The following is a 12,955-nucleotide window of genomic DNA, read 5'->3' as shown; positions in this document are numbered from 1 at the left end:
GCTGCCAGCGCGGAAGACGCTGACAGCCTGATTTTGTAGTATTGAGCGAATTTACAGCACTTTGCTCAAAAACGCCTGCGTACGCGGATTACTTGGATGTGTAAAGATCGCCTCTGGCGTCCCTTGTTCCTGAATGATCCCCTGATCGATGAAGATCACTCTATCGGCGACTTCTTTGGCAAATGCCATCTCATGGGTCACAATGACCATGGTCATACCTTCGTTCGCCAGCGTTTTCATGACGGCCAGCACTTCGCCAACCAGTTCAGGGTCCAGCGCGGAGGTCGGTTCATCAAACAGCATGATGGCCGGTTCCATCGCTAACGCGCGGGCAATCGCGACGCGCTGCTGCTGTCCACCGGACAGGCTGTTCGGCCAGGCATCTATTTTATCCAGCAAACCAACCTTGCTGAGCAAGGCTTTAGCCCGTTCAACGGCCTGTGCACGGGGTAATTTCTTCACATCCATCGGCGCCATGATCACATTTTCCAACACTGTCATGTGCGGGAACAGATTAAAGCGCTGAAACACCATTCCCACGCTTTCACGCATGCGGTTGATGTCGGTTCTCTTATCGTGAATGGCAAAACCGTTGACCGTAATCTCACCCGCTGATAGCGTCTCCAGCGCGTTAATACAGCGCAGAAAGGTACTTTTTCCTGAGCCCGATGGGCCAATCAGGCAGAGTACTTCCTGAGGCGCGATGTCACAGGAAATACCGCGCAGGACGTGTGTATCCCCAAACTGTTTTTGCAGGTTTTTAACGTGAATCACTTTTGCCAAACCTCGTTTCCATGTGCCGCACCAGCAGCGAAAGCAGGAAAGTAATAACCCAATAGACGATAGAGATCGCCAGGTAGGGTTCCCAGTACGTGGCGTAAGCCCCTGATACCGTGCGAGCGGCATAGGCAAGATCGGCCAATCCGATCGCCGACGCCAGCGATGAATCTTTCACAATCGCGATGGCGTTATTGCCCAGCGGTGGCAGCATACGGCGAAATGCCTGTGGCAGAATCACTTTGCGCATGGTTCGGCCATAGCTCATGCCGAGCGAGCGTGATGCTTCCATCTGACCACGGTCAATGGATTGAATACCGGCCCGGAATATCTCGGAGACATAGGCTCCCGCATTCAGAGTAATCGCCACAATGCAGGAGAGGAACGCGCCATAATCGGCACGCAGCGTGCGGGCGAAATCGGCCGACATAATATTGCTGGTGACCAGCAGGCCATCACGTGGATTGATGAACAGCGGCACCAGAGCGAAGTGCACCACCATGATTTGCACAAATAGCGGCGTACCGCGAAAGGCGCTGATGTAGATGCGTACTGGCCATTGAACGCCGTAGTGCAGGATATATTTCCACGGGCCGTGCGGCGCTTGCGCTAAGCGGCCTAACCCGAGTGTTAATCCCCAGCAGGTGCCAAGAATGACACAGATAATGGTGCATTTGATGGTCATCCAGGTGCCTTCCATAAAGAGAGGCGCATATTCCTGAATGATCTCCCAACGAAATCCCGTCAAGATCGTTTCCTTTTTTGAATAGGCTAACGTAATGATTCTTCTAAATTAAACCGGACAGGCTGGCTGTCCGGTGAGTGCGATGTCTCGCGTGAGGCGATGAAGACCAGGAGAAGCGCGCCGTGTCTTACTGGCGTTATTCTGCGGGTAAAGTTGGTACGTTGTTATCAAACCAGGTTTGGTAGATCTTGGCGTAGGTGCCGTCAGCAACGATTTTTTTCAGCCCGGCGTTAATCTTCTCACGCAGTTGATCGTTGCCTTTCGCGACGGCGATTCCAAAATACTGACGTTCGAATTTGGCATCGGAAACCAGATTGAACTGTTTTTCAGGGTGAGTCTTAATGTAAAACTTCACCACGCCCACATCGCCAACCGCTGCACCCACGCCATCTTCATACAGCTCTTGTAACATTAACGGCGTGTTATCGAAGCGCTTAATCGATGTACTGTTTTTCCCTAATACATCGGAGACCACGATATCGGCGGTACTGGAGTTTACCACGCCCACTTTGTGATCTTTCAGCGCGGCGATCGAGTCGATCGTTGAGCCTTTAGGAACGACGATCGACTGTTCGGCAGGAAAGTAAGGCGCGGAGAAATCGACCATTTGCTTACGTTTGTCGGTAATCGTGATACCTGAAATGATAATGTCACGGTCACCGGAATTAAGGGTCGCGAAGATGCCTTCCCACGGCGTATTGATCAGCTTGATATTAAAATTCTCTGCCTTGGCGATAGCTTTAATAATATCAATATCAAAGCCTTCCAACTCTTTCTGCGCGTTTTCAAACTCAAAGGGGCGATAAGTTCCACCAGATCCGACAACGTAAGTAGGCTCAGCGGCGAAGGCGCTGGTAGAGAGTGCGGTGGCGAAGAGCGCACCAACAAATAACAGTTTCTTGAACATTGTGTCTCCTGGTTTAGATATAAAAGCGTAAAGGTGAAATTTTCTTTTTTTATGCACTTTGAATGCATAAAAATACACAGATAGCACGAATGGTTCAACCGACGTTTTCCGGTGGACGGTTTTATCTACGTTATTTCTGGACATCTGCGTCTTCTGACAAGTGGCGGAGAGTGGGGGATGAATAGAAGATACGAGGGTTTCTGGGAGTGTTGAGTGGGACTTCTTGCCCGAAATCTCCCCATTTAGGTACGCGGCAGAGCGAATCTTGCCTTCCACTGCCGGACACAGTGGAGTCGAAACAAAAGTTATGGGATGATTAGGCGGTTTTTCAGGGGGCGGGATGGGAAAGCTTACGCTGTTATTATTGATATTGCTTGGCTGGCTTCAGTACTCACTGTGGCTGGGCAAGAATGGCATTCATGATTATGTTCGGGTGAAGGATGATGTTGTTGTCCAGCAGGGGAACAACGCCAAATTAAAAGACCGTAACGAACAACTGTTTGCCGAAATTGACGATCTCAATGGCGGACAGGAAGCGATTGAAGAGCGCGCACGCAATGAACTGGGTATGATCAAACCCGGTGAAAGCTTCTATCGTCTGGTACCAGAATCGAACCACCGTAGCGCGAATACGACTTCATCTAATCCTTCTCCATCCAACAATACACAACGTTGACGCATGCAGACACCGAGCCTTTCCCCGCCTGATATTGTTGCCGTTTTGCCCGCCGCGGGTAACGGCAGCAGAATGCAAAACGATCGTCCTAAGCAGTATCTGACGATTGGTAATGACGCAACCGGCCATAAAACCATTCTTGAACACACTATCGACGCGCTTTTACGCCATCCGCGCGTGCAGCGTGTCGTTGTCGTTATTAGCCCTGATGACGCATTTTTTCATACTCTGGCGATTGCTAACGACCCCCGTATTTTTGCCGTTACGGGCGGGCGGCAGCGTGCTGATTCTGTGCTGGCTGGCCTGTCCGCCGTTGCGGATAGCGCGTGGGCGCTGGTGCATGACGCGGCGCGTCCGTGTCTGCATCTGGACGATCTGACGCGCTTGCTGACGATTGTCGAACAGAGTGACGTTGGTGGAATTTTGGCCGCCCCGGTTCGTGATACCATGAAGCGCAGCACGGATGGATTTATCGATCGCACGGTAGAACGTAACGATTTATGGCATGCACTGACACCGCAGCTTTTTCCTGCGGCGCTGTTGAAACAGTGCTTGCAACGGGCGCTTCAGGATGGCGTTGCCGTCACAGATGAAGCCTCCGCGTTGGAATATTGTGGCTATCGCCCGCAAATTATCAGCGGACGTTCGGATAATATCAAAGTCACTCGTCCAGAGGATTTGGCATTAGCCGAATTCTATTTAACCCGTTTGCAGTAACCTCATTTTATTCGCTAAATTTATTCGTTAAATATAGATAAGGAGAATGCGCGATGCGTATCGGTCACGGTTTTGATGTCCATAAGTTCGGTGGAGAAGGTCCGCTGGTGATCGGTGGCGTGCGAATTCCTTATACTCAGGGCCTGCTGGCGCATTCCGATGGGGATGTGGTGCTACATGCGGTGACGGATGCCCTGTTGGGGGCCGCCGCACTGGGCGATATTGGTAAGCTGTTTCCTGATACCGATCCGGCGTTTAAAGGCGCGGACAGCCGTGGCTTGCTGCGTGAAGCCTGGCGTCGTATTAATGAAAAAGGCTATCAGTTAGGTAATCTGGATGTCACGATTATTGCGCAGGCACCGAAAATGGCACCGCACATTCCGCAAATGCGCGTGAATCTGGCAGAAGATTTGCTGTGCCATATGGATGACGTCAATGTGAAAGCCACGACGACAGAACAGTTGGGCTTTACCGGTCGTGGTGAAGGCATTGCCTGCGAAGCCGTTGCCTTGCTGGTGAAAAAAGAAACGGGTGAAATTGTTGCGTGGTAAGCCGTTTTCTATCAGTAATGTCTTATCAACATGATCCTATTAATCATAGAAAATTAACAGTATAAGAAACAAGGTCATGGCTGCGCGTCATCCGGCCATGATCGTGTAGGATAACGATGGAAAATAGCGAACAACTCGTTTGGTTGCACGGTGAACCACAGGCTACCGGCTCATTGAAATCGGCTGCGGAAGATTTTGTCGTCGTTGAAGATCTGGGGTTCCAGCCAGACGGTGACGGTGAGCATGTGCTGTTGCGCGTGCGCAAGCGTGGCTGCAATACGCAATTTGTGGCCGAAATGCTGGCGAAATTCGCTCGCTTGCCGCTGCGGGCCGTGAGCTATGCAGGCCTGAAAGATCGTCATGCTGTCACCGAACAGTGGTTTTGTCTGCATATGCCGGGAAAGGACACGCCAGATTTCCCCTCGCTGGCGCTTGAAGGCTGTGACGTGCTGGAGTCCGTTCGCCACCGCCGCAAACTGCGTATCGGTACGCTGCGGGGTAACTATTTTACTCTGGTTCTGCGTCAGGTCAGCGATCGACGCGAGGTGGATGCGCGCTTGATGCTGATTGCCGCGAACGGCGTCCCTAATTATTTCGGTAGCCAGCGTTTCGGACGCAACGGAAATAATCTTGAGCAGGCGCGTCTTTGGGCGAATAACGAAATTCGGGTAAAAGAGCGTAATAAACGTAGTTTTTATCTTTCCGCCAGCCGCAGTGCGATGTTTAATCAGGTTGCCAGCGCAAGACTGGCGGGAGCGCAGGCGAAAACCGTTTTGTGTGGTGACGCGTTGCAGTTGACAGGTCGCGGCAGCTGGTTTGTTGCTAAGCCTGACGAACTGGAAGCCTTACAGACGCGCCTTGATGCTGGCGAACTCCAGATTACTGCGCCGTTGCCCGGTGATGGTGAGCTGGGTACGCAGGATGAGGCGCGCGAATTTGAAGAGCAGGCTTTGGCGGGACAAGAAACGCTGTGGTCGTTGGTCAAGCGTGAACGGGTTGAATCGGCCCGGCGCGCGATACTGCTGTATCCGCAACAGATGCATTGGGAATGGCAGGACGACGCGACTGTTGAAGTGACATTCTGGCTACCTGCGGGCAGTTTTGCGACCAGTGTGGTACGTGAATTGCTGCATTCAGATCAGGATGCCGATATCGGTGTCTGATGTACTTAATGCTGTTCGTTTAAGGCTGAATGTATTAGAGGGAAACACGGTGATGAGGTTCCCGCAGGGAGACCTCACACCGTGGTCGCCCTCGGTATCTCGATCCTTAGGTGGTCGGTATGAGTCTGATGTGCTGCGATGTTTTTGCAGAAAATTGTTGAGAGAAGAAATGCCAGTAACCGTGTGGTCGTGACGGCGGGCTGGCCTTTGTGCGGTAAAATTGCTGTATTGGTGACGAGGTTAACCAGAGCTGAGGTCGGCGGGGAATGGTAAACAAGCGTATAGAAACGTTGCTGGCGCAGCTGCGTCAGCAGGGCATTCAGGACGAACGTCTGCTGAAGGCGATAGAAGCCGTACCCAGAGAACGTTTTGTTGATGAAGCTTTTGAACATAAAGCGTATGAAAACACCGCTCTGCCTATTGGTTCCGGCCAGACTATCTCGCAGCCCTATATGGTTGCGAAAATGACGGAGCTACTCAGTCTGACGCCGGTATCCCGCGTGTTGGAAATTGGTACGGGTTCGGGGTATCAAACGGCGATTTTAGCGCATCTGGTGCGACACGTTTGCTCGGTGGAGCGCATCAAGGGGCTGCAATGGCAGGCTAAGCGCCGCTTAAAGCAGCTGGATTTGCACAATGTTTCTACCCGCCATGGCGATGGATGGCAGGGCTGGGCATCGCGCGGACCGTTTGATGCCATTATCGTTACCGCGGCGCCGCCGGAAATTCCCCGTGCGCTGCTGGAACAGTTGGATGAAGGCGGCGTAATGGTGTTGCCCGTTGGGGAACAGTCGCAAATACTGCAAGTTGTACAGCGCCATGCCGGTGAATTTATTATTCAAACGGTTGAAGCTGTTCGGTTTGTTCCGCTGGTCAAAGGGGAATTAGCCTGATACCGTGGCGTTGGTGTGCATTTGTTGTTAAGTCTTTAAAATTTCAACACAACTGTTTTATAGTGCGAACTTGTTGATATTGTTAGCCTCTAATCATCGTGGTGCCTTTCCCGTTTTGCTTATGCGCCAGCGATGGTGAAGTAGCGATCTTTCTCGTTCCAATTAACGAATACATGAGCGGATATCGTTTACGCTACAATCAATTACTCAACGGCAGCAATTACGCAACGGCAGTAACTATGCAGCGGCAGTAACTACGCAATGGGCAGTTGGGCTACAGCCAGTAAAACGGCAGCAGATGCGAGGCAAACGTGTCCGAATTGGGTTCTGAGTATTACGGTTTCTTGAATGTTATCGACACTTTTTTGAACGCTATTTTTTTGAACGTTATAGTTATAGGGGAGTAAGGCGCATGGGAAGCCGAATGATGAATTTGCGTCACATTGCTGCTTGTACGGTGATTGTCTTAGGATTGGCTGGATGTACCAACAATAATTCCAAATCCGCACCGATCAGCAGCGTTGACGGAAATACGGGCAGCCGAGGGGGAATGTTATCTGCGCCACCATCGCGTATTTCAACGACGAGTGAAAGTGTGGCAACGACGCCCGATGGCCGGATCGTTTATAACCGCAGCTACGGTAATATTCCAAAAGGCAGTTACAGCGGTGGCAATTCCTACACCGTTAAACGTGGCGATACCCTGTTTTATATCGCTTGGATCACTGGTAATGATTACCGGGATCTGGCGCAGCGCAACAATATTCCTGAACCGTACAGCCTGAATGTGGGGCAATCATTGAGTTTAGGCAATGGGTCCGGCAACAACGCTTCAGGCGGTGGTCTGACGAGCGGTGGTGGCATGCTGGCAACAACCGATGCCACCCGAGGGGGAGTACCAACTCCGCCATCGAGTGCTCAAATACAAACTACATCGGTTGATTCTCAGTCAACTAATGCGTATTCTGGTAATCAGGGTAAACAGAATGTAGGTAAGATGTTACCTACGGCAGGGGCAACGACAACCGCTCCTGTTTCCGCACCAGCGGCTGTTGCCAGCAGCAATACGGCTGCTGTCGGCAGTTGGCGTTGGCCTACCGATGGGAAAGTCATAGATAGTTTCTCCGATTCCGAAGGGGGAAATAAAGGGATTGATATCGCCGGCTCACGTGGGCAACCGATCACCGCAACCGCCAGTGGGCGCGTGGTGTACGCGGGTAACGCGCTACGTGGTTACGGAAATCTGATAATCATCAAGCATAATGATGACTACCTCAGTGCCTATGCCCATAACGATACGATGCTAGTCCGTGAGCAACAAGACGTCACGGCAGGACAAAAAATCGCTACGATGGGCAGCACAGGCACCAGCTCAGTTCGCTTGCACTTTGAAATTCGTTACAAGGGGAAATCCGTAAACCCGCTGCGTTTTCTGCCGCAGCGATAAATCGGGCAGAGTATTTCGGTATTCTGCCAAGGGATCACGGGTAGGAGCCACTTATGAGCCAAAGTACGCTGAAAGTTAACGAGTTACATGAAGATACCGATTTCGACGAGAATGGACTTGACGTTTTTGACGATAAGGCGCTGGTAGAGGAAGATACCAATGATAATGACTCGGCGGAAGACGAGCTGTTATCACAAGGGGTCCCACAGCGTGTCCTGGACGCAACACAGCTCTATTTAGGCGAAATCGGCTATTCGCCGCTTTTGACCGCAGAAGAAGAAGTTTATTTTGCCCGGCGTGCGTTGCGTGGTGATGTCCCATCGCGCCGCCGGATGATTGAGAGTAATCTGCGGTTGGTGGTGAAAATTGCCCGCCGTTACAACAATCGTGGTCTGGCGCTGCTGGATCTGATTGAAGAGGGTAACCTCGGCCTGATCCGTGCGGTTGAAAAATTCGATCCAGAAAGAGGATTCCGTTTTTCAACCTACGCAACCTGGTGGATTCGACAGACGATAGAACGGGCGATCATGAATCAAACCCGTACCATTCGCTTGCCGATTCACATCGTCAAAGAACTCAACGTTTATCTGCGCACCGCGCGCGAACTGTCTCACAAACTGGATCACGAGCCGAGTGCGGAAGAAATTGCCGAACAGCTCGATAAGCCCGTTGACGACGTCAACCGCATGCTGCGTCTGAATGAACGTATTACTTCCGTCGATACCCCGCTGGGCGGTGATTCGGAAAAAGCGCTGCTGGATATTCTGGCAGACGAAAAAGACAACGGACCTGAAGACACCACTCAGGATAACGATATGAAACAGAATATCGTTAAATGGCTGTTTGAGCTTAACGCCAAGCAGCGTGAGGTGTTGGCGCGTCGTTTCGGCCTGCTAGGGTATGAAGCGGCTACGCTGGAAGATGTCGGTCGTGAAATAGGCTTAACGCGTGAGCGTGTTCGTCAGATTCAGGTTGAAGGCTTGCGCCGCCTGCGGGAAATTTTGCAGGTTCAGGGGTTGAGCATTGAAGAACTGTTTCGTGAATAATGCGCGCTAAGTTACTGAAGCCTTGAAATAAAAAATGGTGGGGAAACCCACCATTTTTTTATGTCTGCATTCGCCCTTTCCTGTGAAAGGGCGGTTCGGCAGCGATTAGCGGACGATATTTGCCAGCAGGAAATCGACGATTTCGCTGGTTTTAATCATCTGCTTTTCACCAACCCGGCGGTGCTTATATTCAATCTCTTCGCTATCCAGATTGCGATCGCCAATGACGATGGTGTGCGGCACGCCAATCAGTTCCATATCGGCGAACATCACGCCTGGACGCTCTTTGCGGTCATCAAGCAGAACTTCAATGCCCTTAGCGCGCAACTGCTGATAGATATCCTCAGCGACTTCCTTCACACGGAAAGATTTGTGCATGTTCATCGGCAGAATAGCAACGTGGAAAGGGGCAATCGCGTCTGGCCAAATGATGCCGCGTTCGTCATGATTCTGCTCAATCGCCGCAGCGACAACGCGCGTGACACCAATACCGTAGCAACCCATCGTCAGCGTCTGGTTACGGCCATCTTCACCTTGAACCGTGGCTTTCAGCGCTTCAGAATATTTGCTGCCCAGTTGGAAAATATGGCCCACTTCGATACCGCGTTTAATTTGCAGTGTGCCTTTACCGTCTGGACTGATATCGCCTTCAACCACGTTACGGATATCTGCAACCTGCGGCAGCGCAACGTCACGCTCCCAGTTGATGCCAAAATAGTGTTTGCCATCAATGTTCGCGCCAGCGCTGAAGTCGCTCATGGCTGCAACAGAGCGATCGACAACGACTGGAATCGACAGCTTGACCGGACCCAGTGAACCTGGGCCCGCGCCGATGGTAGCGCGAATTTCTTCTTCCGTTGCGAATGTCAACGGGCTGGCTACCTGAGCAATTTTCTCAGCTTTGATTTCGTTCAGTTCGTGATCGCCGCGAACCAGCAGAGCAACCAGTTTATGGCCGCTTTCTTCTGTTGCTTTAACCAGCAGCGTTTTCACGGTTTTTTCTACCGGCAGCTTAAACTGCTCAACCAGCTCGGCGATGGTCTTGGCATTCGGTGTGTCCACCAGACGCAGCTCTTCCGTTGCTTCTGCGCGACCTAGCTTCGGCGCAACCGCTTCGGCCAGTTCAATGTTTGCTGCATAGTCGGATTCCGTTGAGAAAACGATATCGTCTTCACCGCTGGCAGCCAGTACCTGAAACTCATGGGATGCGTTACCGCCGATAGAACCGGTATCTGCCTGAACGGCTCTGAAATCCAGATCCATACGGCTGAAAATCTGGCTGTAGGCGGCGTACATCGCGTCGTAAGTGACCTGCAATGATTCCTGTGAAGTATGGAAAGAGTAGGCATCTTTCATCAGGAATTCACGTGAGCGCATTACACCAAAACGCGGACGAACTTCATCGCGGAATTTGGTTTGAATCTGGAAGAAATTGAGCGGCAGCTGCTTATAAGAGCTGATTTCATTACGAATAAGGTCGGTAATGACTTCTTCATGTGTCGGGCCGAGTACGAAAGGGCGCTCGCCACGATCGACAAAACGCAACAGCTCTGGGCCATATTGATCCCAACGTCCACTTTCTACCCATAAATCGGCAGGCTGAACAACGGGCATGGACACTTCAATCGCGCCTGCGTTATTCATCTCTTCGCGCACGATGTTTTCAACTTTTCTCAAAACACGTAAACCTGTCGGCAACCAGGTGTAAAGGCCGGAGGCCAGTTTACGAATCATTCCTGCCCGGAGCATCAACTGATGGCTGATGACTTCTGCATCGGCTGGCGTCTCCTTGAGTGTGGAGAGCATGTATTGGCTAGTACGCATGGGGTTTTAGTTCCGTTAGAACGACAAATAGCATAGGGCTGCCGCGCAGCCGAAAGCACATAAAAAGTGGCTTAGTTTACCAGCGCAGACGGCGCGTCAAAAGAGAGCAGGAACAATTTTAGAATATATTGCTGTGGTTAATGTATTAACACGCGTTTGACGGGGCGAGGCTTAGCACTTCGGTTTGTTCTCCACAGACGCGCCAGCGCACATTGAATTCCAGCAGTAAAACGGCGTATTCCCGCGTGGTGCTTTCACCTTTGCGGTAGGCCGGGCGTGGATCTTGCGCTAATACCTGTGAGATAAAGCGCTTTAAGTTGGGATATTTCTTTTGATGCTGGGCTATCTGGTTTTCCGCAAGGGGCGAAAAAATCACCGGCATTGCCGCATCGGGAGCCATTTGGGCAAAACCCGCTCGTGCCTGAGGATGGCTTTCGGCAAAGGGCAAGTAAGGTTTGATATCGATGACCGGCGTGCCATCGACCAGATCAAGGCTGCCTAATTCGAGCGTAATCGCATCGCCTTTTACCCGAATCTCTTTTAATTCAACCAGCGACATGCCAACAGGGTTAGGGCGGAAAGTCGAACGCGTAGCGAAAACACCCGTCCGTGTGTTTCCTCCCAGACGAGGTGGCCGAACGGTCGGACGCCAGCCGCCTTCCATCGTTTGATGAAAGATGAAGACTACCCATATGTGACTGAAATCGTCCAGCCCTCGCACGCACTCCGCTTGGTTATATGGCGGTAATAGCTGAAGTTCTCCTCCTCCATCTTCAATCAGACCCGGCTGCCGCGGAATGGCAAATTTTTCTTTATACGGTGAGCGGATAATCCCGATCTGATTGAAAACAAACTGACTCATTGTGCAGAGACTTTCAGCGCAGTGCCTTGGCAAACGACCTGACTGTAGCAACCCGCTACACCACTGACGGTTTGGCATTCATGCAGCAAAACCGCATTGGCTTTCATGGCAGTGGCGCGGTTTTGCATTCTTTTACGCGCATTTGCCGCATTAGGAGGGGAATCCTGAGCGCTGACCTGGCATGAGGAGCCTGACACTTCCCCCATATCGCGGAAAGGCTTACCGACTAACTCTTCTGCACTTTTATATAACACCGCGGGCGTCGGGCGAGCGACTGGCTTCGGTTTAGGCGCGGGTTCTGCGGTTTTGGCTTCAATAACAGGTTGAGGAGCAGGTGCCGGTGGCTTCTGAAATAAAGAACAGCCTGTCAGCGACATTGCCAACAATATAAAGGGAACAGCACGCATTAAGGATTCCTCTGCTTTTTCTCAAAGAGCGAGTATTGAAGCAAGCAATTGCATAAATAACAAGACGGGCCGTAGCCCGTCTTAACAATATCTTTTAATTAAACGCGTTAGGTCTGGATTACCAGCCTTTCACTGCGCCGCCATTAAAGATTTTATTTGCTGCGTCGTTTACTTCGTCAGACTGATAAGCCTGAACGAATTTCTTCACGTTTTCAGCGTCTTTGTTGTCTTCGCGTGAAACCAGCAGGTTTACATACGGAGAGTCTTTCTCTTCAACAAACAGGCCATCTTTGGTTGGCGTCAGGTTAATCTGGCTAGCGTAAGTGGTGTTGATTACCGCCAGCGCGATTTGTGCGTCATCTAAAGAACGTGGCAGCTGTGGCGCTTCCAGCTCAACCAGTTTGATGTTTTTCGGGTTTTCGGTCACATCCAGTACGGTTGGCAGCAAGCCGACATTGTCTTTCAGTTTAATCAAACCGACTTTCTGCAGCAGCAGCAGGGAACGGCCCAGATTGGTTGGGTCATTTGGAATAGCGACTTGAGCGCCATCTTGCAGTTCATTCAGCGATTTGATTTTTTTGGAATAACCTGCAATTGGGTAAACAAAGCTGTTGCCGACAGAAACCAGTTTGTAGCCACGATCTTTAATCTGCTGGTCCAGATAAGGCTTGTGCTGGAAGGCATTCAGATCGATGTCGCCTTTGCTCAGGGCTTCATTTGGCAGCACGTAGTCGTTAAATGTGACTAATTCAACGTCCAGACCGTATTTGTCTTTTGCCACTTTCTGCGCGACTTCCGCAACCTGCTGTTCTGCGCCAACAATAACACCGACTTTAATGTGATTAGGATTCTTTTCTTCCTGACCACATCCCGCTAGCGCCAGAGCACCAATAAGTGCACCAATGGTCGCAATAGATTTCAGTTTAATCGCCATATCCTT

General features: G+C 51.1%; 14 protein-coding genes. 7 read left to right on the top strand and 7 right to left on the bottom strand.

From position 1 onward, the window contains the following. Window positions 1–51: 51 nt before the first annotated feature. The 3 genes from NAL19_RS16895 to NAL19_RS16885 all read right to left on the bottom strand — a co-directional run bounded on the left by NAL19_RS16895 (window position 52) and on the right by NAL19_RS16885 (window position 2,429). A complete protein-coding gene (locus NAL19_RS16895) occupies window positions 52–774 on the bottom strand; it encodes an amino acid ABC transporter ATP-binding protein (RefSeq protein ID WP_225088213.1) in 723 nt (240 codons plus the stop codon). Then, the gene (locus tag NAL19_RS16890) at window positions 761–1,525 is read right to left on the bottom strand and encodes an amino acid ABC transporter permease (RefSeq protein WP_225085604.1); all 765 of its coding nucleotides are present in this window, start codon (window positions 1,523–1,525) and stop codon (window positions 761–763) included. The genes NAL19_RS16895 and NAL19_RS16890 overlap by 14 nt, the downstream gene beginning before the upstream one ends. A gap of 133 nt (window positions 1,526–1,658) precedes the next feature. Then, complete coding sequence (locus NAL19_RS16885) at window positions 1,659–2,429, bottom strand: basic amino acid ABC transporter substrate-binding protein (RefSeq protein WP_225085603.1); 771 nt, start codon at window positions 2,427–2,429, stop codon at window positions 1,659–1,661. Window positions 2,430–2,769: 340 nt separating this feature from the next. Between NAL19_RS16885 and ftsB the strand changes: the two genes are divergently transcribed. From ftsB to rpoS, 7 genes are all read left to right on the top strand, one after another. Next, complete coding sequence (gene ftsB / locus NAL19_RS16880) at window positions 2,770–3,105, top strand: cell division protein FtsB (protein ID WP_225085602.1); 336 nt, start codon at window positions 2,770–2,772, stop codon at window positions 3,103–3,105. Between the two features lie 3 nt (window positions 3,106–3,108). Then, entirely contained in the window at window positions 3,109–3,822 is a 714-nt protein-coding gene (gene ispD, locus NAL19_RS16875; RefSeq protein ID WP_263057941.1) for a 2-C-methyl-D-erythritol 4-phosphate cytidylyltransferase, read from the top strand. A 53-nt stretch (window positions 3,823–3,875) separates the two neighbouring features. Beyond that, window positions 3,876–4,373: a 2-C-methyl-D-erythritol 2,4-cyclodiphosphate synthase gene (gene ispF, locus NAL19_RS16870; protein ID WP_039361198.1), complete on the top strand. Its 498-nt coding sequence runs from the start codon at window positions 3,876–3,878 to the stop codon at window positions 4,371–4,373. 116 nt (window positions 4,374–4,489) lie between these two features. Beyond that, the gene (truD, locus tag NAL19_RS16865; protein ID WP_263057940.1) at window positions 4,490–5,536 is read left to right on the top strand and encodes a tRNA pseudouridine(13) synthase TruD; all 1,047 of its coding nucleotides are present in this window, start codon (window positions 4,490–4,492) and stop codon (window positions 5,534–5,536) included. 266 nt (window positions 5,537–5,802) lie between these two features. After that, a complete protein-coding gene (locus tag NAL19_RS16860; protein WP_225085599.1) occupies window positions 5,803–6,429 on the top strand; it encodes a protein-L-isoaspartate(D-aspartate) O-methyltransferase in 627 nt (208 codons plus the stop codon). Between the two features lie 424 nt (window positions 6,430–6,853). Continuing rightward, window positions 6,854–7,876 carry a murein hydrolase activator NlpD gene (gene nlpD / locus NAL19_RS16855; protein WP_225085598.1) on the top strand — a complete coding sequence of 341 codons (1,023 nt, stop codon included), beginning with the start codon at window positions 6,854–6,856 and terminating at the stop codon, window positions 7,874–7,876. Between the two features lie 53 nt (window positions 7,877–7,929). Next, the gene (gene rpoS / locus NAL19_RS16850; protein ID WP_205947660.1) at window positions 7,930–8,922 is read left to right on the top strand and encodes an RNA polymerase sigma factor RpoS; all 993 of its coding nucleotides are present in this window, start codon (window positions 7,930–7,932) and stop codon (window positions 8,920–8,922) included. A 105-nt stretch (window positions 8,923–9,027) separates the two neighbouring features. Here rpoS and proS read toward each other — a convergent pair whose 3' ends face one another. The 4 genes from proS to NAL19_RS16830 all read right to left on the bottom strand — a co-directional run bounded on the left by proS (window position 9,028) and on the right by NAL19_RS16830 (window position 12,949). Continuing rightward, a complete protein-coding gene (gene proS, locus NAL19_RS16845; RefSeq protein WP_263057939.1) occupies window positions 9,028–10,746 on the bottom strand; it encodes a proline--tRNA ligase in 1,719 nt (572 codons plus the stop codon). 145 nt (window positions 10,747–10,891) lie between these two features. Further along, window positions 10,892–11,608: a tRNA (N6-threonylcarbamoyladenosine(37)-N6)-methyltransferase TrmO gene (tsaA, locus tag NAL19_RS16840; RefSeq protein ID WP_263057938.1), complete on the bottom strand. Its 717-nt coding sequence runs from the start codon at window positions 11,606–11,608 to the stop codon at window positions 10,892–10,894. Next, the gene (rcsF, locus tag NAL19_RS16835) at window positions 11,605–12,015 is read right to left on the bottom strand and encodes an Rcs stress response system protein RcsF (RefSeq protein ID WP_263057937.1); all 411 of its coding nucleotides are present in this window, start codon (window positions 12,013–12,015) and stop codon (window positions 11,605–11,607) included. The genes tsaA and rcsF overlap by 4 nt, the downstream gene beginning before the upstream one ends. Before the next feature lie 118 nt (window positions 12,016–12,133). Next, complete coding sequence (locus NAL19_RS16830; RefSeq protein ID WP_010299810.1) at window positions 12,134–12,949, bottom strand: MetQ/NlpA family lipoprotein; 816 nt, start codon at window positions 12,947–12,949, stop codon at window positions 12,134–12,136. Between the last annotated feature and the right edge of the window lie 6 nt (window positions 12,950–12,955).

The sequence above is a fragment of the Pectobacterium sp. F1-1 genome (assembly GCF_025643735.1).
In the GTDB taxonomy this organism is placed as follows: Bacteria; Pseudomonadota; Gammaproteobacteria; order Enterobacterales; family Enterobacteriaceae; genus Pectobacterium; species Pectobacterium colocasium.
Note: the sequence above shows the minus strand (reverse complement) of the source record. Positions and strands in the feature narration are given on the sequence as shown.